We start from the raw sequence: 22,698 nt of genomic DNA on the forward strand, positions 1-22,698 counted from the left end.
GCCCATTCCTGCGACTGCTTGGTCCGCGGTTGTCCATGCCTATGGCGGCGCCGTCACGGTCGAAAAACGCCCGGTTTATCCTCCGGGACCCGGTGAAGCCCTGGTTCGCATCGCCACATCGCCAATCAACCCATCGGATCTGCTCTACATCATGGGTGAATATGGTTTTCGCAAACCCCTGCCCATGATCCCTGGCTTTGAAGCCAGCGGCCAGATCGTGGCGGTCGGCGAGGGCGTCAGCGAGGCGCTGATCGGCCTACGCTTCGCCTGTACCTATGGCACGATGGATGGGACCTGGGCGGAATACATGCGTACAGCCGCCACCAACTGCATCCCCCTCCCCGACCATATTGATCTGGAGCACGGGGCGATGCTGATCGCCAACCCGTTGACCGCACATCTCCTGCTTGATAAGGCGTCCGGGATGAAGGCGGTCGTCCAGACGGCGGCGGCCAGCGCCTTAGGCCGAATGATCATCCGCCTCGCTCAGCGCCGGGGAACAGGTTATAAACGTCGTCCATCGGCAGGAACAGGTCAGCGATCTGCAGGCGTTGGGGGCGGACCACGTCCTGAACAGCAGCGACCCCGCTTTTGAAACCCGCCTGCGCGAACTGTGTCACGACCTCGGTGCGCATCTCGCCTTTGAATCCGTCGCCGGCCCCTTGTCCGGGCAGATTCCTGAGTGCGCTGCCCGACGCAAGTACGCTCATCGTCTATGGCGCATTGAGCCTGCAACCCTGTGCGATCCCGCCCGCCGAATTGATCTTCCGCAAAAAGCGGGTCGACGGGGTTCTGGCTCATCGACTGGCTGAGTGCTTCCTCCATGGAAACCCTGGTCTCGATTGTCACAGAGGTATTCAGCGCCGCCTAAAGTGACTACAAGACCGAGGTCCGCGCTCACTATCCCTTGCCCGAGGTCGCAGCCGCCATCAACGACTACATGAATCACATGACGGGCGGGAAAGTCTTGCTTGTGCCCTAATCCGCCCGCCAATTAGTCCCTGAAACCAGTTGAAAGAGTGTGAATTGTGTCTGCCCAATCCAACAAAGCCCTGATCGAGCAGTATCTGGAGGCTATCCACATGGACAAGTCACCGGCCACTCTCGACACTTACATCAGCGATGAACTCTTGAAAGAGCACATCGCAGTATCGAGGCGGCTTTCGCTGACTACTGGATCGAAGTGAAAGACATCGTCGCCGAAGGCGACAAAGTGGTGGTCAGGGGGATGATCCACGGCGTGCACGCCGGGCAGCTGATGAACATCGCCCCCACAGGCAGCGAAGTGTCGATTCAAAGCTTCAGTACGTACCGCCTGAAAACGGCAAGATTGTTGAGCACTGGATGCTGGTGGATATGCTGACCCTGCTCCAGCAAATCGGGGCAGTGTCCGCACCGTCTTTGACCTGATACATCAGCAGCCTGTTGAGACACCTGTGCAGTCGTAGATCGTCAGGAGTGGCTCATGGATGTCTCAACAGTGCTTTCCCGTTCAGCTGCTGCACAAAGGAAGAAATACTATGCGCTTACATCGCCGCCCAGCGACGCTAACGTCAGCCAGTCAGGATGTTTGGGAACTGCTTGAGCCCGCCGTTCCCGACTGCCTCGTACACCTTGGCGACAACCACTATCAAGCGAGTTGGTGGAAGCCTGTACCGACGGGCGATATCGAGATACTGCAACGCAACGAGAGAATCCGCATCCTGAACGGGCCGTATGAGCCGAAGAATCTCTCAGGCGGTCTCGCGCTCGATTTTCAGATCCTTACCCAATCATTCATCCATCGTCCGCGGACCAGAGTGGCGTGGACAGCGCAGGGTCGAACTGCTCAACCCATGAACTGAGCACCTCGGCGTTATAAATACAGCCCTCGCTGAGGGCCAATGGCTCGCTTGTTTTCGTTAACTTTGACCGCCTGCCCACCCGGGACCTCGCACTACTCGCCCCGGCAGCGCTCCGGTATGCTCACCCTCACTAATCACGGGCATCCCATTGACAAGGACATGCTGTACCCCGGTCGCGAGTTGATGTGGCTGCGTGAACGTCGCGTGATCCTGAATGGTCGCGGGGTCAAATACGACGAGATCAGCGTAGTAATTGGGCTGAATCAAGCCACGCTGGCGGATGCGCAGCACCGACGCGGGCAGCCCCGTGAGCCGCCGAATCGCATCCTCCAGTGTGATTATCTGCTGTTCGCGCACATATTCACCGAGTACTCGCGCGAACGCCCCATAGGCGCGCGGATGCGGATTAATCTTCAGGAATGCTCCCTCCGGCGCGGGCGCTTGCTCATCTGAACAGAAACTCACCCACGGCAGCGCCATCTGCTGCCGCAGATTCGCCTCGGAAATCGTGAAGTACACCGTATCAATCCGCGAATTGTCTTCCACCAGCAAATCTAGAATCGCTTCTTCTGGCGGCTGATTACGGTCAGCAGCGACGGCGGCGAGCGTCCATCCCGTGTACCTGCGCAGCGGCTCGGTGGCGAATCCGCACAAAAGCACTTTGTCTGCCCCGCCCGCCAGCCGGCGCATGTTCTCCCACGCTGTGGACTCTTCGCCCATCTCCTTGAGAATGCGTGCGCGTGTCTCCGGTGCGACTAACCGTGCGTTCAGCGCGGCCCGTCCGCCTTCGTGCGCCCAGGGCGGCACAGACGAGTCTAGTCCCGTCGCGCCAGCCGGATACGGGTACATATCCGCTGTGATCTCAAGTCCACTCCGACGCGCGTCCTCAATCCGTTCGATCAGCCAGTCGAGCTTGTCCCAGTTGCGCTGCCCCATCACTTTCAGGTGATAGATCTCGCCCCGAATACCGCTCTCTTTGAGAATCGTCAGGAATTCGTCGAAGGCTTCAGCCAGCGTATTGCCCTCGCTCCGCAGATGCGAGATGTACAGCCCACCATATTCAGCGGCTACCCGCGCCAGCGCGATCAGTTCATCGGTTTTGGAGTATGCCGCGGGCGGATAGATGAGCGCCGAAGACACGCCGACCGCCCCGTCCAGCATCGCCTGCCGGGTGAGCGCCTGCATCGTCTCCAGCTCGCTTGCCGTAGGCGAACGATCTTCGTAGCCCATCTGATGGAGGCGTAGCGTCGTCATGCCGACGAACGACGCGATATTGGGGCTGATGCCGCGCCGCACCACCGAATCGAGGTGCTCGCCCAGTGTCGTCCAGTCGATCTCGTATTGCAGTTCCTGTGCAGCCATCATCTCGCGGAAATAGGCTTTCATCGCATCGTTCAGCGGCCCGTAGGAAAACCCTTCGCCGACGACTTCAAGCGTTACGCCTTGGTGTACGTCGCTCTTTCCGCGGCCGTCGTGCAGCAGCGTCTCGGTCGCCCAACTCAGCATGTTGATGAAACCGGGTGCGACGGCGCGCCCGCGGGCATCAATTTCGTTCCGCCCGTGGTCCAGCGCCAACCGACCGATCTTGACGATCCGGTCGCCATCCACCGCGATATCGGCTTCGACGGGCGGCGCGCCACTGCCATCGTAGACCATTCCGCCCCGCACTAGCACATCGTAAGTTGTCACCGTGCCGCTCCTGTTACTTCTTGCTGTAGGGGTCAAGCGCGTCACGCAGCCCATCGCCGATGAAATTGACGCTCAAAACCGTCAGTACGATCAACACACACGGGAACAGCCACAGCCACCACGCGCGATCCATGCGCTCCATCGCCGCCTGCACCATATTTCCCCAGCTCGCCGACGGCGCCTGCACCCCCATGCCGAGAAAACTCGCGCTGGCTTCCGCGAGAATCACGCCCGAGATGCCCAGTGTTGTGGTCACAATGATCGGCGCGAGCGTGTTCGGGAGAATATGCCGCATAATGATCCGCCAGTCCGACGCTCCGAGGGCGACTGCCGCCATGACAAATTCCCGCTCTTTGAGCGATAACACATTCGCCCGTACGAGGCGCGCCAGCCCCATCCATGTCGTGAATCCGAGCACGAGCACGATGACCAGCACGCTGCCGCTCACCGTGCGTCCCAGAATTGTGACTTCGGCGATATTCGCGCCGAGGAACTTGGAGATCACCAGCAGCAAAAACAGCAGCGGAATGCTCATGAGTGCTTCGGTCACACGCATGATAATGCTGTCGAGCAGCCCGCCAAAATAGCCCGAGAGCAGCCCCAACAGCGTGCCGACCATGGTGGTCACCAGCACCGACACCACGCTGATCGCCAGCGAGATTTGGCCGCCGTAGATCGTTCGCGCCATCACATCGCGCCCTACCCCATCCGTCCCCATCAGATGCTCGGCGCTCGGCGCTTGCCACTTCGCCCGGATATTCACGTCGTTGGCATAGGCTTCGCTGAAGGCGAACGACCCGATCACCAGATACGTGATCACCAGCCCAAACAGCAGCACACCGACTAGCGCCATGCGGTGCGTGCGAAACCGCCTCCACATCAGGCCGCGCAGCGTATGCGGCTTGCCGCCTCTGTCGATAATCGGCAGACCGATGCGCGCGGCGGGGCTGCTGGTGCTCACTTCTGACATACCTGCACTCCTGTTGCGCTGGCTAACGGTACGAAATTCGCGGATCGACAATCCCGTAGACGAGATCGGCCAGCAGTTGAAACACGACGACCGCGATCGCCACCATCATCAGAATGCCCATCAACACCGGGAAATCCGACGCAGTGATGCTCTCAATGAACAATCGACCCATGCCCGGCCACGCGAAAATGCTCTCTGTGATTGCTGCGCCGCTCAGGATAAATGGCAAATCCATGCCGACGAGCGTCACCAGCGGCAGCGCCGCATTCTTCAGCACGTGCAGCGCAAATACGCGCCGTTCACTGATGCCTTTGGATCGCGCTGTCCGCACGTAATCGTGATTCATCACGTCGAGGATGCTCGCGCGCACATAGCGCATATAGCCCGCCGTACTGACCAGCACGAGACTCATGACCGGGAGGATCATGCTGCGCGCCAGATTGATCGGCGTTTGCGGTTCACCCAAAATATACATACCCGCTGTCGGCGTGGCGGGTAATCCGATTTGCCGGAACCACACGGAGAAGATGAAGATCATGGCGAGCGAGATGAAGAAGACGGGCATCGACCGCAGAATATACGCGATTGTCGTGAGGAGGTTATCCGCAGCTGAGTACTGGCGGAGCGCGGCGACCACGCCTAACCCGGTCGCCAGCACCAGAGTGATGATATAGACCGGAATCATCAGGATCAGCGTGTTGGGCAGTCGCTCCAGAATGCGCTCGCCGACCGGCTGCCGTGTCACCAGCGACAGACCAAGGTCGCCTCGCAAAATCCCTTGCCTCGTCCCATACAGCGCTTCGTCGACATCCCCGTCCCCGTCCGCATCGATCAAGGTCCAGTCGTTGCCCACCAACCAGTAGAGGTACTGCGTCAGAATCGGCTTGTCCAACCCCAATTGCCGCCGCAGCACGTCGAGCTGGGCCCCGGTCGGGCGGTTTGGTTCGCGCGACAGCACGGCGAGCGGATCGCCAAACGAGTTCATCAGCACAAACAGGAGGATGCTGACCACGAACAAGACAGGCAGCGCTTCCAGAATGCGGCGGAGCGTATACCGACCCATCAAATCACCTTAGCATTGAGCAGATCGCGGGCAGTATACCCGCGATCTGCCTGAACTCGACGGCTTACTCGCTGCGGCTCCACTCGTTCGCTTTATAGAACCGGGTGTTGCCCTGACCATAGACGATATTTTCCAACTGGTTGCTCAGAACCACCGCGTCCGGCAGCCCGACGAGGAAGTACACAAAGTTTTCCTCGGCCATGAAATTCTGAATCCAGTTCACAGCTTCCTGACGCACGGCCGGATCCAGTTCATTCGCCAGTACCGCCCACTGTTCATCCATCTCTGGATAGCATACGCCGTTGAAGTTGATCCCGGCGGGTACCGTCTCGCTCGGAACTTCCGCGCATGCCCACTGATTCGGCTGATTGATCTTGGTGATGCCCACGCCCCACCCGGCCACATGGATATCAAACTGCCCGTTCGGCAGGATACCGCCTTCGGTGAACGGGGCTTGCAGCGTGTCATACGGCTGCTCGCTCATCTCGATGTCGATGCCGAACTCGGTCAGCATGTCCACCAACGCCAATTGCGTGTTGCGGTACGGCCCCGACCATGAGTCCGAATATGTGTTGCTGCGCAGTTGCAGCGGCGTCCCATCCTCAAAGCCTTCGACGCCATGCGCTTCCATGATGCCATCGCCGTCGTCGTCATACCACCCGGCCTCGCGCATCAGTGCGAGCGCGCCTTCGAGATCATACGCGATCTGCGGCGTATCGGGGTTGAACCACGGGGTCCCATCCCAGTAGCTGCGCGGCACATGGGTCACGCCATTGAACAGATCATCCGTCAGCGACTGGCGATCAATCGCCATCAGTAGCGCTTGCCGCACGCGCGGATCTTGCAGCGCCGGGTGCCCGGTCTCCGCGAGGTTGAGTTGGAGTTCGATGCGCGTGCCGGTGAAGTTCGTCTGCACGTTGACCGTCGGCACTTGCGCGGCGAATTCCAGCGAGTCCAGCAGCGGCAGCCCCGCCGCCATATCCGCGCCACCCGTCGCCAGCGTCTGCGCCAGCACGGTCGGGTCCGGGTAGAACGCGATGTTCATTTCATCGAAGAAAATGTCTTTCCAGTAGTTCTCGTTACGGGTGAAGCGCATGAAGCTGGCCGACACCCATTCGGCAAACACAAAGGCGTTATTGCCGACGCTTGGGCTGCGCACCCAATCGGTCAGCGTGTCAAAACCTCTGCCTTCCGCCAACGCCGCCTCGTACATGGGGCGCAGGACGTGATCCGGCAGCGGCATAATCCATGTATTGATGATATCCGGCTGTGGCCCCGCAAATGTGACGACCACATCCTTGTCCGTTGCGCCCTGCGTCACGCTTTCGACCGCCGCACCGTTGGCGAAGCGATTCTGAATCATGACCGACACGCCGTCATTCATCATCTCGAACGGCAGGATGAAGTCCGCTGCGGTGATCGGCTCACCATCGGACCACACCGCCCAGTCGGCCAAGGTGAAGGAAACGGTCGTTTTCCCGTCGGCATTGACGACGCCGCCATTGTCGAGGCTCGGAATCGCTTCGACCAGGATGGGAATGGGCTGCGCGGTGTTATCAAGACCCCACGGCGGCTGGTTGTAGATTTCGTTGAAATACATCGCTGCCCCGCTCAACGCGACGTAGCCGACTAAACCGGGAGGTTCCACGAGAGATGCAATGCGTAGGACGCGCGGAGATGCGTCCTGCGCCTGCAGCCCTCCAGCGATCAGCATAAACACTAGCGACAAAAGACCAACAATCATAAACGGAGTGCTTCGACGCTTCATCACAAACTCCTCGTGCTGCCCGGAACGACGAACAGAAAGGCGGTGATCACGGCTCATGACTCCACTGGCACCTGTCCTATAATATCGCAGGGCACCTACCAGATCCGCCTCATGCACCATGACTTACGCACTATGTTAGCACCAAATCGTTGCATCACAACAACTTTTTGCATCAACATGTTGCAGACTTTTTGTGGATTTGGCATAATTCGTCTAAACGTGAGGCCGGATATGAATGATAAGCAGCGCTCCAGCGACATTGTCGAGCACTTACGCACACTGCACGACAGCCTGAGTGACAGCCAGCGCGCCGTGATCGAGTTTCTTCTGACACATGGGGTCGAAGCCATCTACATGTCCTCGTCGCAAATTGCTGAACACGTAGCGGTCAATCGTTCAACGGTGATTCGTACCGCTCAGGCGGTGGGCTTTGCGGGCTTCTCCGAACTGCAAACGGCCTTGCAGCAGCATTTCTCGCGCCAGTACGGCGGGCTGACCGCCCCGGACATCGGGTCGCACCAGCTCCTCTCGCTCATGGAAACGGGTGATCACACCCAGTCCGTCTTGCAGCGTATGGTCAGCATCGAACTGGAAAAACTGAAGTCGCTGCCGGATATCATCCCCGCCGAGGACTTTGAACGCGCGGTGCACCTGCTCGTCAGCGCCCAACGGGTCGGCATTGTCGGTCTCTATCTCTCCAAGTCCCTCGCGCTCAATCTGTACTACCCGCTTACCTTGATGCGCTCAGGTTGCCTGCTGCTTGAACCCGAGGCGACATCCTTTGTGCGCGATCTGGGCACGCTCACCGCCGGGGATGTGCTGTTCGCCATCTCCAACACGCGCTATGCGCGTGTCACCCTGCAATCGATGGAACAGGCGCGCGCCGCCGGGGCGACCGTCATCGCGCTCACGGACAGCCTGCTCTCGCCTGCCGCCAAACGCGCCGACCTGTCGCTGGTCGTGCCGCCCAAACTCTGGTTCTACGGCAATTCCGTCGTGCCTTCAACGTTGCTGAATGCCCTCTGCGCCTCACTGCTGCTGCACCATTCCGGCGGTCCCAGTCAGGAAATCAACGTCGCAAACCAGATCTTCACCCGCTTTAACACGTTCATCGACGGGGACGATTAAGTCACCCGGCTGAATCAAAGGGCACGCATGGATGATCTCTTTTTGCCTCGGCTGTCGAGCTGGCCCGCCTCATCCGGACGGGCGTCGTCTCCTCTGTCGAAGTGGTGAGCGCGCACATTGACCACATCGAGCGCATCAACCCGCACCTCAACGCCATTGTGCAGTTCCGCCCCGACGCCGCGCTCGCCGAAGCGCGTGCGCTTGATGCCCAGCGTGCGCGTGGTGAGATCGTTGGCCCGCTGCACGGTGTCCCCTTCACCGTCAAAGACTACATGGCCATCCCCGGGCTTATCAGCACGTTTGGTACGCTCGGCCTGGCGCAGAATGTGATGCAGCACGAGTGCGAAATCGTTGCGCGCTTGCGCCGGGCGGGCGGCGTGGCCCTCGGCTTGACCAATATGCCGGAGTTCGGGGTCGCTATTGAGACCGATAATCTGATCTATGGGCGCACCAACAACCCCTATGATCTCGACCGCTTCCCCGGCGGCAGCAGCGGCGGCGAGTCCGCGATCATTGCGGCGGGCGGTTCGCCGCTCGGTGTTGGTGGAGATAGCGGGGGCAGCATTCGTGAGCCTGCGCATTACTGTGGTATTGCCGGGCTGAAAATGACAACCGGCCGTATTCCGCGCACGGGTCTTCTGCTCGCCCCCAGCGGAGCGCTCGCCTTCAAATCCCAGAATGGTCCGATGGCGCGCTACGTCGAAGATTTAGCCTTGGGCATACAGATTCTGGCGGGCGAAGATGGTCGCGATCCGCATGTCGTCCCGATGCCGCTGCTCGACCCCGCTCAGGTCGACTTGAAGGCTCTCCGTGTCGCCTACTACACGGATAACGGCATCGTTTCGTGCACGCCCGAAATCGTCACGATGGTGCATCGGGCCGCCGCGGCCTTCACCGATCTCGGCGTCCCGACCGTCGTCGAAGCGCCGCCGCCGAATGTGAGCAAATCGCTTGATCTGTACCTGCGCTTGTCGATGGCTCCCGGCGCGACCGCGGCGCGTGCCGGCTTACAGGCGCTCGGAACCACCCAGATGAGCGATTTTTACACGGCGATGCTGCCGTTGCTGGAGCAGTCTGACAACCTGAGCGCTGCCGATTTCCTCAACCTGACCGAAGAATGGGATCAGTTCAAAGCGGACATGCTCGCCTACATGCGCGACTATGACATCATCGTCTCGCCGACCACCTCAATTCCAGCCATGCCGCACCGTTCGTCGCTCACCAACCAGACGATTATGCAGTCATTCACCTACTGTTCGCTGTATAACCTCGTCGGCTATCCGGCGGCGACCGTGCGCGGCGGCACCTCGCCCGAAAACCTGCCCATCGGCGTTCAGGTCGCGGCTCGTCCCTGGCGGGAAGATCTCGTCCTCGCCGCCGCTGCGTATCTGGAACGGACGCTCGGTGGTTACCAGAAACCCTCGCTGAGTTGGTTGTCAAACGCCTAAAGGGATCAAATCGTGAACGCACAGACTATCGCCGATGGCATTTACCAGCGTTATCTGGCCCGCACCGCCACCTCGCGCCGCCGTGACGAGGAAGCGCAGCAGGTGCTCCCCGGCGGGGATACGCGCATCGCCACCTATTACGCACCGTACCCGACTTATATGGTACGGGGATCGGGCTGTACGCTCTACGACGCCGACGGCGGCCAATACATCGACTTTCTCAACAACTACACGTCGTTGATTCATGGGCACGCCCATCCGGCGATTGTCGAAGTCGCGGCGGATCAGGTCATGCGCGGTACCGTCTTCGGTGCGGCGGCTGAGCCGCAGATTCAGCTTGCGCGGATGCTCACCGAGCGCGTGCCCAGCATCGATCTCATCCGCTTCGCCAATTCCGGCACGGAAGCGACGATGATGGCCATGCGCACTGCCCGGGCCTTCACCAACAGGAATGTCATCGTCAAAATCGACGGCGGTTATCACGGCTCGCACGACTTCGCTGAAGTCAGCGTTTACCCGGACACCACCTCCAACCGCTTGCCCGAACCGCATGTCGAGGGCCGCGGCGTGCCGCGCTCCGTCCTCAACGAGATCATGGTCGCGCCGTTCAACGATCTCGCCGGGCTGGAACTGATTCTGTCACAGCACGCCGCCGTGATCGCCGCCGTCATCCTGGAACCAATGCCCAATGCTGGTGGCATGGTGCCCCCGCAGCCCGGTTATCTTGCGGGCGTGCGCCGCCTGTGCGACCAATACGGCGTCCTGCTCATCTTCGACGAAATTGTCACCTTCCGCCTGCATTCAGCCGGGATGCAAGCCATTGCCGGCGTCCAACCCGACCTCACTGCGCTCGGCAAAATCATCGGTGGCGGGTTCCCGGTCGGCGCATTCGGCGGCAAACGCGAAATCATGAGCCAATACGACCCGCGTCATCCTCAGTTCATCATGCACACCGGGACGTTCAACGGCAACAACATGACCATGTCTGCCGGAATCGCCGCCCTGGAGCATCTGCCCCAGTCCGCCATCGACCGCGTCAACGCCCTCGGCGACCGTCTGCGCGACGGCATCACTGCCGCGTTCCATACGGCAGGCATCGCTGGGCAGGCGCTCGGCTTCGGCTCATTGATGCAAGTGCATTGGACCAATCAACCCATTCCCGCGCCCCGTGAAGCCGCACTCGCCGCGCGGTCTGCCGGACGACTGCAAGAGCTGCTGCACCTCGAATTGCTCAATCGCGGCGTGCATATCGGCCCGCGCGGTATCATCTGCACCTCGACCGCCATGACCGACGCCGACATCACCTTCGCGCTCGACCAGTTCGCCGCTGCGCTGGCGACTCTGCGCCCGTATGTCGCCGAAATGGCTCCCCACCTGCTCTTGAACCCTGCGCCCTAAGGACACTTGAACGATGGATTATGCAGCCCTTGAACAGTTTCTCTTTCAACAAATGTCGCAGTTCAATACGGCGGGCGTCAGCCTCGCGCTGATCGCCGACGACCAGATCATCTGGGCACGCGGCTTTGGTCTGCGCAGCATCGAACAGTCGCTGCCCGCTACCACGCGCACCATCTACCCGGTCGCCTCGGTGTCGAAATCCTTCACCGCCGCCGCGATTCTCCAGTTGGCGGAAGCGGGCAAGCTGAGTCTGGACGACCCCGTCGAACAGCATCTCCCGTGGTTCACCATCAAACCGGGCGGCGAATCGATTCGCATCACACATTTGCTCTCGCACACCTCCGGCATGGCCGCGCTCGGCTCGTCGGAGCGCATCGCCGGGGCGCTCAGCGGCGCGCGGAATGATTTTCTGCCGCTCGTCACCTATGCCGATGTGCCCCAGTTCCTGAAGGGCGCGGAGTCATGGACCGTTGGTCGCCCCGGTGAACGGTACATGTACAGCAACGAAGGCTATATGCTGCTGGGCTGCATCATTCAGCAGATCACCGGACAGCCACACGAAACTGTGATCCGTGACCAGATCTTCCAACCCCTCGGCATGGCCAACGCCTACTACAACCGCGCCGATGTCGAAGCCTACGACGATGTCGCCTCGCTCTACCAGCTCACCGCGGAAGGCAAGCGCCTCGCGCTGCGTTCCCCCTACCGTGAACTGAACGCGCACAGCGGTATCGTGACCAACGTGCTTGACCTCAGCCGCTACGTGCGCATGTATCTGCGCGGCGGCGAGCTCGACGGGGCGCGCGTCCTGCAACCTGAGTCGGTCGCCGCCATGCAGACCGCGCGGGTGGCGACCTCAAATGGCGCGGAAAACGGATCCCGCTTCCACTACGGCTACGGGTTGCTGAACATACCGGACTTTTTCGACGACACGCTCATCGGTCACGGCGGCTCCATCGGCATTTCGACCTCCTTCATTGGCTGGCTGACCCAGCGCAAAGTCGGCGTCGCCGTCTTGATGAACGGTACCGGCGTCCCGACTGAGTTCATCGGCATCGTCGCGCTGACCATGCTGGCAGGCGCTGACCCGTATCAACTGCCGTTTGTCGTCAACGAGGGATACTACGCGCCGCTGGTCGGCACCTACCGCACCTACATGAACACCGTAGAAGCGCAGGTCCGCCGTCAGGGCGATTTCCTGTCCGTCACCTTCAAATATGACGATTACCGCTCCGTTACGACCGCGCTCGCGCCCGACATCATCACCCGCGACTACTGCCGCTTCTACACCGTGGCGTTCGGCAGTCGGATGAATGTCGAGTTCCATATCCGTGAACAGGGACAGGTCGACTTACTCTACGAACGCTATTTACTGCGGAAGGCGCGCTCATGACTGCCGCGCTGATTGACCAGATCACGCACGATCTGATCGCCGAAACTGACCTCAGCCTTGCTGATCCGCCGCGCCGCACCATCGCCGCTGAGCAGGCGCGCCTGCACGTCCCCGGCGTCAGCGTCGCGTTGCTCGACCACGGTGAAATCGCGTGGGCGCAAGCCTTCGGCGTCCTCGATATCGGTGGCTCGACTCCGTGCGACGCCCAGACCGTCTTTCAGGCCGCGTCGATCAGCAAACCGGTTAACGCGGCGCTGGTGTTGTCGCTGGTCGACGCGGGCTTGCTCGACCTCGACGTCGATGTGAACACCTACCTGCGCTCGTGGCAGATCCCTTCCGTCGGCGACTGGCAGCCCCGCATCACCTTACGCCAGTTGCTCACTCACAGCGCCGGGCTGACGGTCCCCGGTTTTGGTGGCTATTCCCCTGGTTCGCCCATCCCGACCGTGCCGCAGGTCTTAAGCGGATCGCCCCCTGCCAACAGCGCGCCGGTCGTCGTCGATACTGTGCCCGGTTTGCAGTATCGCTATTCCGGCGGCGGCACGACCATCACGCAGTTGGTGTGTATGGAGGTCACCGGACTGCCCTACCCCGAGTTGATCCGCCAGCGCGTGCTGGAACCGCTCGGCATGACGCGCAGCACTTTCGCGCAGCCCCTCCCATCTGACTGGACGGCGAATGCCGCGCGCGGCGTCGACTATCGCGGTCTCCCCATCGACGGCGGCTGGAACATCTTCCCCGAATTGGCGGCGGCGGGCTTATGGACAACGCCCACCGATCTCGCCCGCTTTGGCCTCAGCTTGAACCACGCGCTCGCCACTGACGGTCAATTTCTCTCTCGGGCGATCCGTGCCCAGACCATGTTCAGCCGCACATCGCTGGGGATGCCGGCACGCTCTACAGCCTCGGCTTAGGCGTCTACCTGTCGCCGATCGGCGGCGGCACCGGTTACTGGCACAACGGCTCGAACCCGGGCTACAAAGCGGACTGGATTATGTTCGGTCAGTCCGGTGTGGGCATGGTCGTCATGACCAGCGGCGACAACGGTTTCATGCTCGCCCAGTCGATCATGCGCGCCTGTGCGCGGGCGTACGGTTGGGTCGGCTATCAGCCGCCGCCGCGCCTGCGTGTTTACAAGCCGCCCGTCACCCGTTTGGAACTCTACTGCGGTCGCTTTCTGGTCGATGACCGCCTCACCCTCAAAATCTACGCTGAAGGTGAGAACCTGCATGCGGTCTTCCCCGGTCAGCCTGCTGTCGCTCTCATCCCGGTGACCGAAACGCTGTTCAGCCTGCCCGGCCTGAGCAGTCAGATCGACTATAAACTGGATGTGGCGAGTGAGACTTTCCCTGAGCTGGTCATCAAGCAGAATGGGCGCACCTTTACCGCGACCCGCACCCCGGAGATAAACCCGTGAACCTACTTGAACACACGCAGCGCATCGAAGAGCAATTGATCGCGTGGCGGCGCGATTTGCATCAGCACCCCGAACTCGGCTTTGAGGAAGTGCGCACGGCCACGCTCGTCGCCGATACCTTACGCAGCTTCGGCATCGCCGTCCAGACCCAGGTTGGCAAGACGGGTGTGATCGGCACATTGGGCTCGGGGCATCCGGTTATCGGCATCCGCGCCGACATGGATGCGCTGCCGATTCAGGAAGCGAACGACGTACCCTATGCCTCGGCTACCCCCGGCGTGATGCATGCCTGCGGTCATGACGCCCATACCGCCATGCTGTTGGGCGTCGCGCGCGTGCTCAGCGAACTGCCAGATCGCCCGCCCGGCACGGTCCGCTTCCTGTTTCAGCCGTGTGAGGAGAAGCAGGACGCCGACGGTCTGAGCGGCGCGTCGCGGATGATCAGTGACCACGCGCTCGCCGGGGTGGACGCGGTAATCGCCCTGCACATTGCCAGTGAAGCGCCAACCGGGATCGTCATCATTGATGATGGCCCCATTCACGCCGCCGCTGATGCCTTCGAAGCCGTGATCACCGGGAAAGGCGGTCACGGCGCCTATCCGCATCAGGGTCTCGACCCCATTTATTTGCTCGGATTGGTCATTCAGGCGATCTATGGCATCCGCTCCCGCCGCATCGACCCGACGCAGCCCGCCGTCATCTCCATTGGCAGCATCCACACCGGCACCGCGTCCAATGTCATTCCCGATGAAGTCCGCCTCAACGGGACGATTCGCAGCCTCAGCGACGACATCCGCGCGCAGCTTCACACCGAACTGGAGCATGCCTTCGCCATTGTGCGCCCGCTGGGTGGCGACTACCAACTGACCATTCAGCGCGGCTACCCGCCGCTCCACAACGACGCCACCATCGCGGGCGCTATCCGCGCCGCCTCGGGCGAAATCGTCGGCGCAGAGCGTACTATTCGTTACGGTTTCTCGATGGGCGCGGAAGATTTCGCCTATATGACCCGCACGGTCCCCGGCGCCATGTACTTCGTCGGCGCGCAAATCGGCAGCGATATGCGTCCCCATCACAGCCCCATCTTCAATATCGACGAGAACGCGCTCAAAATCGGGGCCGCCGTGCTGGCCCAGAGCGCGGTACGCCTGCTCACACAGTTAGCAGGTCAATCATGACCGACATCCGCCTGGAACGACTGGCACATCTGCTGGTGCATTACTCGCTGGAAGTCAAGGCGGGGGAGTGGGTCGGCATCACCGGGGATGTCGCCGTGCTGCCCCTGCTCCGCGCGCTGCATCGTGCCATCCTGCGCGCGGGCGCTCATCCGAGCATCATCACGAGCGATGAAGCGATGGAGTTTTGCCTTGCTGCGCGAAGGCAGCGACGAACAGCTCGCGTGGAACGACCCCATGACCAGGTCCTTTATCGAAAACGCACAGGGTTACATCCGCGTTGCGGGCGTCCCCAACCCCCGCGCCAAAACCAACATCGACCCGGCCCGCATACAGAAGCAGCAGGCCGCGCAGGGCGCCACCTTTGGCACCTTCATGCACCGCACCAGCACCGGCGATCTCCGCTGGGCAGTCACCCTCTTTCCGACTCACGGTTGGGCGCAGGAAGCCGGGATGAGTCTCGAAGAATTCACCGATTTCGTCTACGGTGCCGCGTTTTGCGATTTGGACGATCCGGTCGGGGCGTGGCTCAGACTGCGCGATCTCCAGCAGCAAAAAGTCGACTGGCTGCGCGGCAAGCGCCAGATTCGCATTGAAGGCGCTCAAGTCGATCTTGAACTATCTATTGCGGGGCGGAACTTCGTCAACTCGCACGGGCGTCACAGCATCAGCGACGGCGAAATCTATACCGGCCCCGTCGAGAATTCCGCCAATGGCTGGGTGAAATTCAACTTTCCGGCTATGATGCGCGGTCAGTGGATCAAGGGCATTAAGCTGGTATTTCGCGATGGGCGCGTGGTCGAAGCCACCGCCGACGAGAACGAACGGGGACTGCTGGCGCTGCTCGATACCGACGAGGGTGCCCGTGCGCTCGGCGAATTCGCCTTCGGCATGAACGAACGGATACTGCGTCCAACTGGTCAGCTGCTCTTTGATGAGAAGATCGCGGGCACGTTCCACATCGCGGTTGGCGCGGGCTACCCGGACACCGGCAATACCAATCGCAGCGCCCTCCACTGGGATCTGGTGTACGACATGCGACCGGGCGGGCGCATGTACGCTGATGGCGAACTGTTCTACGAGAACGGTGCGTTCATCATCTAGCCTGTCGTGGGCACGGGTCGCGGGGAGGCCTTCTTTCTCCCCTCGCCTTTAGGAGAGGGGTTGGGGGTGAGGTTGCACCGCTTTACCAACCCTGACTTAACCCAAACGCCTCGTCTCCGCACAGCGTTCCCAATCTTTCTCCCCTCTCCTCTTTTCGGAGAGGGGTCGGGGGTGAGGTTCATTCGATCACCCAGCATGCATCGCCTCAGCGCGCGCTTTGAGCGCCGCCGCCATCGCTTGAAACCCGCGCTCGACATCGCTGCCAAACAACGTCACGACGACCAGTCCCAACCCGCCCCGAAATGTCTCCCACGTGTGATAATGCGTTCGCGTTGGCGTGACCGGAGTCAACACCTGATAGCGTGTCGCTGCAACCAACCAGTGCGGATACGCGCCGCGCCACGCAATCCGGTGAGGCGGCTCAATCAGGTGAAACACCTCCGGCGCATCGAGCTTAAGGGCAGCATTCATCCGCACCTTGAACACGAACGGTTCCCCTACGCCCAACGTACCGGAATACCCGTAGGTGAACGGATTCCATTCAGCATAGCGTTCCAGATCCACGAGGATCTGCCAGATCAACGCTTGCGGCGCCTCGATGTCGATTTCAGCGTGGCGTGTCCGCATCTGGTCAAAGCGAGATTGGGGCAGCATCGTTTTCCTCGAATCGTCCAGAACCACGCTATTCCGTCACGGTCACCTTCGTCAAACCTATCGGTTGATCAATCGGCAGCCCGCGCGCCCCTGCCAGTGACAGCGCAAACACCTGCCCCGGAATCACTGCGACAATGGGGCTCAGCCATTCCGGCACATCCGCCGGAATCGGCAGCACGCGCCGTGCCAATCCGGCACACTCGGTTGAGTTCGTCACCACCAAACACTCTGCACCCTTTTTGTGCAGTTGTTGCAGCAAATCATACTGTTTGGCGAACGTGTCCCCGGTCGGCGCGACCAGAATCACCGGGAACCCGGGCTGCACAACAGCAATCGGCCCATGCCGGAAATCCGCCTCACTGTATTCCTCGCCCGGGATATAGCACAATTCCTTGATCTTCAGGCTGATTTCAAACGCAGTACAGTAGTTATAACCGCGGCCAAGCACCGCGTAGCGCTCCATATAGCGATAGCGTTCCGCCCAGACCGGGGTATCCGCCGCACTATCGAGCGTAGCGCGCATCCATCCGGGCAGGCGCTCCAGCGCTTGCCAGAACTCCGGTCGATCGATCAGTGCCGCGCCAATCATCGCGACCGCGGCCAACTCCGCCGTGTACGTTTTGGTCGCCGCGACGCTCAGTTCTTTGCCCGTCCCTAGCGGCAGATGATACGCGGCCACCTGCGCCAGCGGCGATGTATCATCATTGGTGATGCTCACGGTCAACGCGCCCTGCTCTTTCGCATCGCTCAGCACGCGCCGCACGTCCTCCGACTGCCCCGATTGTGAGATACCAATCACCAGCGCCCGCGACAAATCCGGCGTGCTGCCGTAGAGTGTGTGCACCGAGGGCGTCGCCAACCCCACCGCCATTCGCGCGTGCACGCCCCACAAATACTGCGCATACCGCGCCGCATTATCTGACGTTCCGCGTGCGGCAATCCACACAAACGCCGGCTTAAACGCCCGAATCGCTGCACCAATCTCTTTGGCTTTCCCCTGCTGTTCCCGCAGCAACCGCTCTACTACTGCGGGTTGCTCGTAGATTTCATCGTGTAAATGGCTCATCGTCGCCCCCTTGACACCCTCAATTATGCTCCTTATACTACCACAAAGTGAGAAGTAAGTAAAGTTAACTAACTAACAAGTGAAGCAAACGAAATTCATACGCGCGAGTCGATTAGGGGTACGCGCGGACAGCGAAAGTGGAGACAGCACATGCGGCAGTTGATGCACAGTTTTACCGGGTTGCGGGCGCCGACGGACATTCTGGTGGGGGTGGAGCGCGGGCAGATAAGCAGCTTCTGCTTGTTCGCGTACATGAATGTGGAGACGCCCGCGCAATTGCGTGAGTTGAGTGAGGCGCTGCGCCACGCGGCAGCCAAAGGCGGCAATCCCACGCCGCTGATTGGGATTGACCAGGAAGGCGGGCAGCTCATTGCGATTACGGGTGGGGCGACGGAGCTGCCGGGCAATATGGCGCTCGGGGCGACGCGCTCGGTGGCGCTGGCGGAGAAAGCCGGGCGCGTCCTAGCGCGGGAACTGCTGGCGATGGGCATGAACATGAATTTTGCGCCGTCGGTGGATGTGAATATCAACCCGGCGAACCCGGTGATTGGGCTGCGGTCGTTCGGGGATGAGCCGGAAGTCGTGAGCGCGCTCGGGATCGGGATGATCCATGGGATGCAGGCCGAAGGGTTAATCGCGACGGCGAAACACTTCCCCGGGCACGGCGACACTGGAGCGGACACGCACCACGGCGATGCGATCATCCCGTATGACAGCGAGCGCATTCACCGGGTGGAACTGGCGCCGTTCCGCGAGGCGATCAAGGCGGGCGTGGACGCGATCATGTCGGCGCACATCCGCGTGACGACGCTTGACCCGGATTGGCCAGCGACGATGTCACGCAAAATCCTGACCGATCTGCTGCGGCGCGAACTCGGCTTTGACGGGCTGGTGATCACCGATGCGATGGACATGTGGGCAGTGGCGCGGCACGGTAACGAGGAAAGCATTCAGGCGGCGCTCGACGCGGGCGCGGACTTGATTCTGCTGGGACACATCAAAGGGCAGATGGAATTGATGACGCGCTTCACCGAGAATGCGGCATCGGTCGCGCGCATCAATGCGGTGCGGCAGAAGTTAGCCACTACCCTGCCCGCGTTCGACGTGGTGGGATGCGCGGAGCATCAAGCGATTGCGCGAGAAATTGCCGAGGCATCGATCACGCGGGTGAAAGGTGATGTGCGTCTGAATCCGGCGGATAATGCCCATATCCTCGTGATCACGCCCTATCCCGAAAACCTAACGCCCGCCGATACGTCAGCCACGGTGAAGATCAAGCTCGCCGAAGCGATCAGCAAGCGCCATCCGCACACCACGCACATGCAGATCCCGATGGGCGCGGCGGATGTGGCGGCGATTGTGCAGGTGGCAGAGTCGGCGGATACCGTGATCGTCGGGACGATCAATGCGTACCGGGATGCGACGCAGGCCGCGCTGGTGAACGAACTGCAGGCGCGAGGCAAGAATCCCATTGTGATTGCGCTGCGCGCGCCGTACGATCTGGTCGAGTTCCCGAGCATCGAGAACTATTTGTGCACGTACAGCATTCGACCAGTGAGCATGGAAGCGGTGGCGCGGGTGTTGTTCGGGGAGATTGAGGCGCACGGGGTGCTGCCGTGCAAGATTCCGCAGGAGCGGTTTTAGGGGAGGCAACTTCACCCCCTACCGCCCTCTCCGTGGGGAGAGGGGGAACCAACCTCATCCTCGAAATCTCTCGCCAAAACGAGGCGAGGAGACGTGAAAAGCGGACTCACCGAGGGGTGAGCGCAGATTTCATAGAGGAGGTTGCAGGGGGAAAGTCAACCTCACCCCTAACCCCCTCTCCGTGGGGAGAGGGGGAACCAAACTCATCCTCGAAATCTCTCGCCAAAACGAGGTGAGGAGATGTGAAAAGCGGACTCACCGAGGGGTGAGCGCAGGTTTCAGAGGAGGTTGCAGGGGACCCCTAACCCCTTCCGTGGGGAGAGGGAACCAACCTAAAATTTGAGGCGAGAGATGAAAGGTGAGGGTGAGGCAGGTTTCATAAGGAGTTCGGGGAGCAACCTCACCTAACCCCCCTCTCCGTGGGGAGAGGGGGAACCAACCTCATCCTCAAAATCTCTCGCCAAAACGAGGTGAGGAGATGTGAAAAGCGGACTCGCCGAGGGGTGAGCGCAGGTTTCATAGAGGAGGGAAATTCAACCTCACCCCTGCCCCTCTCCTAAAGGAGAGGGGAAAGGCACCTCGCCTGCTTGATCTTCGCTCCAGTGAGAGGAGCAGGACGTGCACTTTAACCAAGAGTGGAAAGTGGAGGCAAGTGAAGAAGGCGACGCGCGGGCAGATCCGAGGGCACAACCGCCAATTGGTGCTGCGTCATGTCTATGACGGCACGGCGACGAGCCGCGCGGCGCTGGCACTGGAAACGGGACTCTCGAAACCGACCATTTCCGAATTGGTCGATGGGCTGATTACCGAGGGGTTTCTGAGCGAGGGCGGCTTCGGGGACTCGACGGACAGCGGCGGCAAGCGTCCGCGCCTGCTGCGCTTTGTGCCGAGCGCCCGCGAGGTGATCGGTCTGTGGCTGACGCCTACGCAGATCATGGGCGTGCTCACCACGCTGGACGGCGAATTGATCGCCGCGCATGCCGTGGAGATCGGCACGCTGACGCCGTTCAATGACGCGGGTATCGACGAAGAATTCGTGCCGCGCTTAGGCGAAGTTGTGCATGGACTGATCGCGCAATTGGACGCACCGCTGCTGTGCATAGGAATCGGCAGCGCAGGCGAAGTGCTGCCGGATGGGGCAATCTACGCGCCGCGCTTCAGCCTCAGCCCAATCCTGGTAGGCGAAGCGGTCGCCGAACGACTGGAAGTCCCGGTGTACAGCGCGAACAGCAGCGCACTAGCGGCGTTCGCACTGTACAGCGCAAAACACCGCTTCAAGCACCAGAATCCACTGGAAGGCGTCAACGAGCGACTGGCGATGCTCACAATCAGCGAGGGCGTGGGGATGGGCGCCGTGCTGGAGAGCGCCGAGCAGCAGTTGGGCAGCGAAATCGGGTCGATGAGAGTGGGTGGCAGCACACTGGATGCCCGACTCGGGTGGTCGGGAGTCCGCGAACGAGCGCGGGCGTTGGGACGAGACCACGCGAGCCCGTATCTCCAGACCACAAGCCTGAATTACCTACACATCCGGCACGCCGCCGAACAGAACGATCCGGCAGCGCTCACGCTGAGTGATGAACTGGCGGCACAGGTGGCCGAGGTGTGCGGTTGGATCATCACACTGCTGCAGCCCAAGCATCTGGCGATCACCGGGGAGATCAGTGCCCTAGGCGAAGCGTTCCTCAAGAACGTGCGGAAGCGCCTGCCGCTGAGCACACAAGCCGGGGCGCGCGTGACGTTTTCGATTGACGAACTGCCGAATCTGGCGGCATTGGGAGCGGCTTACCGGGCAATCCAGATGGAACTGGGGTTGGTTTGATGCAGACCATCGGCGTAATCACCAACGACGAAACGGGCGTGTTTCAACAGGCGATCATCCAGGGCGCGTGGGTCACCGCCGACACCGAGCCGTGCGCGATTGAGGTCTTTTCGGGAAGCAGAGCGGCGCCAGCGCCAAACGCGGCGGATGGTTGGCTCGTGATCGCGAATGCCGCCACCCCGGAATGGCTCGCGAGGATACAGGAGGCGGGTAGACCGATCACGCTGGTGAGCCATGCCCTCCCCGGCTTACCCGCGGTGGTCTTCGACAACCGTCAAGGCATGTTGGAATTGGTCAAGCATGTGGCAGTCCAGTGCGGGCGGCGCAAGTTGGTGTTGGTGCGCGGCGCGGCGGGTCAATATGATACCGAACAGCGCGCGACAGCGTTCACCGATGCGCTGATGCGCTATTCGGTGAGCGCCGCGGGCACAATCAACGGAGAGTTTGCGCCCGACAAAGCAGCGGCGGCGCTCGAGGCATTTCTAGCTGAGGGGCACGACTTTGACGCGGTGGTCGCGAGCGACTATATGATGGCGCTGGCGGTGATCGACACGCTGAAGCGCAAAAAACGCCGTGTCCCACAGGATGTGTCAGTTGTGGGGTTCGGCGATGGGCCGGAAGCCCGCCGGGGCAAGCTGACCACCGTGGCGGCGGATGTCGAGGAACTAGGACGGCGGGCGGCAAAACAACTCGTGCACCAGATGAACGGCGCGAAGGTTAAAGGCGTAACGACACTGAGCGTGAAGCTGATTGAACGGAACACGAGCTATGATGACCCGCCGGACGTGGAACTCCGCAAAGAGAAAACCCCGAAATTCACGAAGAAGCGTTGAGGGCTGCGCAGTGGGTCGGAAAGCTAACCTCACCCCTAAGTCCCCTCTCCGAAAAGAGGAGAGGGGACTTAAGAACTCTGCGCTTCTCCCCACTCCTTTAGGTGTTCATGGCAGGACAGTTTTAGTAATCGGAAGTGCCGCCCGACCCTCAAAGGGTCGGGCTACGGGAAGAAAGCCCCGTAAACGGGGCTGCCTAGCCAGCTTGAGCGGGCTTGCAAGCGCTACGATTTGCCGGAGGCTGTTAGCCTCCGGCGCAAAAACACCCCAATTGTTCAAAGTGTCCTG

Annotated in this window: 20 protein-coding genes and 1 pseudogene; 15 read left to right on the forward strand and 6 right to left on the reverse strand. The window is 61.0% G+C overall.

Annotated features, from left to right (window positions below):
• The 3 genes from IPK17_RS00680 to IPK17_RS00685 form a co-directional block, all read left to right on the forward strand.
• On the forward strand, positions 1–595 hold a 595-nt coding region (locus IPK17_RS00680), incomplete at its 5' end, for an alcohol dehydrogenase catalytic domain-containing protein (RefSeq protein ID WP_343415744.1).
• Positions 552–812 (forward strand): hypothetical protein, encoded by a 261-nt coding sequence (locus tag IPK17_RS40380; protein WP_350341610.1) that lies wholly within the window; start codon positions 552–554, stop codon positions 810–812. The genes IPK17_RS00680 and IPK17_RS40380, both read left to right, overlap by 44 nt.
• A 338-nt stretch (positions 813–1,150) precedes the next feature.
• Positions 1,151–1,363 (forward strand): ester cyclase, encoded by a 213-nt coding sequence (locus IPK17_RS00685; RefSeq protein WP_343416578.1) that lies wholly within the window; start codon positions 1,151–1,153, stop codon positions 1,361–1,363.
• A gap of 538 nt (positions 1,364–1,901) precedes the next feature.
• On the opposite strand, the gene IPK17_RS00690 is transcribed toward IPK17_RS00685, so the two are convergent.
• The 4 genes from IPK17_RS00690 to IPK17_RS00705 form a co-directional block, all read right to left on the reverse strand.
• A complete protein-coding gene (locus IPK17_RS00690) occupies positions 1,902–3,533 on the reverse strand; it encodes an N-acyl-D-amino-acid deacylase family protein (protein WP_343415745.1) in 1,632 nt (543 codons plus the stop codon).
• Between the two features lie 13 nt (positions 3,534–3,546).
• The gene (locus tag IPK17_RS00695) at positions 3,547–4,503 is read right to left on the reverse strand and encodes an ABC transporter permease (RefSeq protein ID WP_343415746.1); all 957 of its coding nucleotides are present in this window, start codon (positions 4,501–4,503) and stop codon (positions 3,547–3,549) included.
• A gap of 22 nt (positions 4,504–4,525) precedes the next feature.
• Positions 4,526–5,566 (reverse strand): ABC transporter permease, encoded by a 1,041-nt coding sequence (locus IPK17_RS00700; protein WP_343415747.1) that lies wholly within the window; start codon positions 5,564–5,566, stop codon positions 4,526–4,528.
• Positions 5,567–5,630: 64 nt separating this feature from the next.
• The gene (locus IPK17_RS00705; protein WP_343415748.1) at positions 5,631–7,334 is read right to left on the reverse strand and encodes an ABC transporter substrate-binding protein; all 1,704 of its coding nucleotides are present in this window, start codon (positions 7,332–7,334) and stop codon (positions 5,631–5,633) included.
• Between the two features lie 231 nt (positions 7,335–7,565).
• Here IPK17_RS00705 and IPK17_RS00710 point away from each other — a divergent pair, with 231 nt between their 5' ends.
• From IPK17_RS00710 to IPK17_RS00750, 9 genes and pseudogenes are all read left to right on the forward strand, one after another.
• The gene (locus IPK17_RS00710) at positions 7,566–8,462 is read left to right on the forward strand and encodes a MurR/RpiR family transcriptional regulator (RefSeq protein WP_343415749.1); all 897 of its coding nucleotides are present in this window, start codon (positions 7,566–7,568) and stop codon (positions 8,460–8,462) included.
• Positions 8,463–8,566: 104 nt separating this feature from the next.
• Entirely contained in the window at positions 8,567–9,910 is a 1,344-nt protein-coding gene (locus IPK17_RS00715) for an amidase (RefSeq protein WP_343415750.1), read from the forward strand.
• Positions 9,911–9,922: 12 nt separating this feature from the next.
• Positions 9,923–11,308, forward strand: coding sequence for an aspartate aminotransferase family protein (locus IPK17_RS00720; protein WP_343415751.1), 1,386 nt, complete (start codon positions 9,923–9,925; stop codon positions 11,306–11,308).
• A gap of 13 nt (positions 11,309–11,321) precedes the next feature.
• On the forward strand, positions 11,322–12,701 hold the full coding sequence (locus tag IPK17_RS00725; RefSeq protein WP_343415752.1) for a serine hydrolase domain-containing protein: 1,380 nt from the start codon (positions 11,322–11,324) through the stop codon (positions 12,699–12,701).
• Complete coding sequence (locus tag IPK17_RS00730; RefSeq protein ID WP_343415753.1) at positions 12,698–13,615, forward strand: serine hydrolase domain-containing protein; 918 nt, start codon at positions 12,698–12,700, stop codon at positions 13,613–13,615. Before IPK17_RS00725 ends, IPK17_RS00730 begins: the two co-directional genes overlap by 4 nt.
• 80 nt (positions 13,616–13,695) lie before the next feature.
• Positions 13,696–14,118 (forward strand): hypothetical protein, encoded by a 423-nt coding sequence (locus tag IPK17_RS00735; RefSeq protein ID WP_343415754.1) that lies wholly within the window; start codon positions 13,696–13,698, stop codon positions 14,116–14,118.
• Positions 14,115–15,296 (forward strand): M20 metallopeptidase family protein, encoded by a 1,182-nt coding sequence (locus tag IPK17_RS00740; protein WP_343415755.1) that lies wholly within the window; start codon positions 14,115–14,117, stop codon positions 15,294–15,296. Before IPK17_RS00735 ends, IPK17_RS00740 begins: the two co-directional genes overlap by 4 nt.
• Positions 15,293–15,418 (forward strand): annotated as a pseudogene (locus tag IPK17_RS40385) (aminopeptidase); the annotation flags it as partial. The gene IPK17_RS00740 and the pseudogene IPK17_RS40385, both read left to right, overlap by 4 nt.
• A 112-nt stretch (positions 15,419–15,530) precedes the next feature.
• Positions 15,531–16,397, forward strand: coding sequence for an aminopeptidase (locus tag IPK17_RS00750; protein WP_343415757.1), 867 nt, complete (start codon positions 15,531–15,533; stop codon positions 16,395–16,397).
• A gap of 186 nt (positions 16,398–16,583) precedes the next feature.
• Here IPK17_RS00750 and IPK17_RS00755 read toward each other — a convergent pair whose 3' ends face one another.
• On the reverse strand, positions 16,584–17,051 hold the full coding sequence (locus IPK17_RS00755) for an SRPBCC domain-containing protein (protein WP_343415758.1): 468 nt from the start codon (positions 17,049–17,051) through the stop codon (positions 16,584–16,586).
• Between the two features lie 28 nt (positions 17,052–17,079).
• Positions 17,080–18,117: an SIS domain-containing protein gene (locus IPK17_RS00760; protein ID WP_343415759.1), complete on the reverse strand. Its 1,038-nt coding sequence runs from the start codon at positions 18,115–18,117 to the stop codon at positions 17,080–17,082.
• Positions 18,118–18,267: 150 nt separating this feature from the next.
• Here IPK17_RS00760 and IPK17_RS00765 point away from each other — a divergent pair, with 150 nt between their 5' ends.
• From IPK17_RS00765 to IPK17_RS00775, 3 genes are all read left to right on the forward strand, one after another.
• A complete protein-coding gene (locus tag IPK17_RS00765) occupies positions 18,268–19,761 on the forward strand; it encodes a glycoside hydrolase family 3 protein (RefSeq protein WP_343415760.1) in 1,494 nt (497 codons plus the stop codon).
• A 652-nt stretch (positions 19,762–20,413) separates the two neighbouring features.
• Entirely contained in the window at positions 20,414–21,580 is a 1,167-nt protein-coding gene (locus IPK17_RS00770) for an ROK family transcriptional regulator (RefSeq protein ID WP_343415761.1), read from the forward strand.
• Positions 21,580–22,413: a LacI family DNA-binding transcriptional regulator gene (locus IPK17_RS00775; RefSeq protein ID WP_343415762.1), complete on the forward strand. Its 834-nt coding sequence runs from the start codon at positions 21,580–21,582 to the stop codon at positions 22,411–22,413. The genes IPK17_RS00770 and IPK17_RS00775 overlap by 1 nt, the downstream gene beginning before the upstream one ends.
• Positions 22,414–22,698: the final 285 nt, after the last annotated feature.

The sequence above is a fragment of the Candidatus Flexifilum breve genome (assembly GCF_016713355.1).

Coding starts and splice junctions, on each gene's coding strand:
- IPK17_RS00755 (WP_343415758.1), bottom strand. CDS start 17,051: ATGCTGCCCCAATCTCGCTTTGACCAGATGCGGACACGCCACGCTGAA.
- IPK17_RS00695 (WP_343415746.1), bottom strand. CDS start 4,503: ATGTCAGAAGTGAGCACCAGCAGCCCCGCCGCGCGCATCGGTCTGCCG.
- IPK17_RS00730 (WP_343415753.1), top strand. CDS start 12,698: ATGACTGCCGCGCTGATTGACCAGATCACGCACGATCTGATCGCCGAA.
- IPK17_RS00750 (WP_343415757.1), top strand. CDS start 15,531: ATGACCAGGTCCTTTATCGAAAACGCACAGGGTTACATCCGCGTTGCG.
- IPK17_RS00775 (WP_343415762.1), top strand. CDS start 21,580: ATGCAGACCATCGGCGTAATCACCAACGACGAAACGGGCGTGTTTCAA.
- IPK17_RS00760 (WP_343415759.1), bottom strand. CDS start 18,117: ATGAGCCATTTACACGATGAAATCTACGAGCAACCCGCAGTAGTAGAG.
- IPK17_RS00700 (WP_343415747.1), bottom strand. CDS start 5,566: ATGGGTCGGTATACGCTCCGCCGCATTCTGGAAGCGCTGCCTGTCTTG.
- IPK17_RS00735 (WP_343415754.1), top strand. CDS start 13,696: ATGTTCGGTCAGTCCGGTGTGGGCATGGTCGTCATGACCAGCGGCGAC.
- IPK17_RS00705 (WP_343415748.1), bottom strand. CDS start 7,334: ATGAAGCGTCGAAGCACTCCGTTTATGATTGTTGGTCTTTTGTCGCTA.
- IPK17_RS00725 (WP_343415752.1), top strand. CDS start 11,322: ATGGATTATGCAGCCCTTGAACAGTTTCTCTTTCAACAAATGTCGCAG.
- IPK17_RS00710 (WP_343415749.1), top strand. CDS start 7,566: ATGAATGATAAGCAGCGCTCCAGCGACATTGTCGAGCACTTACGCACA.
- IPK17_RS00765 (WP_343415760.1), top strand. CDS start 18,268: ATGCGGCAGTTGATGCACAGTTTTACCGGGTTGCGGGCGCCGACGGAC.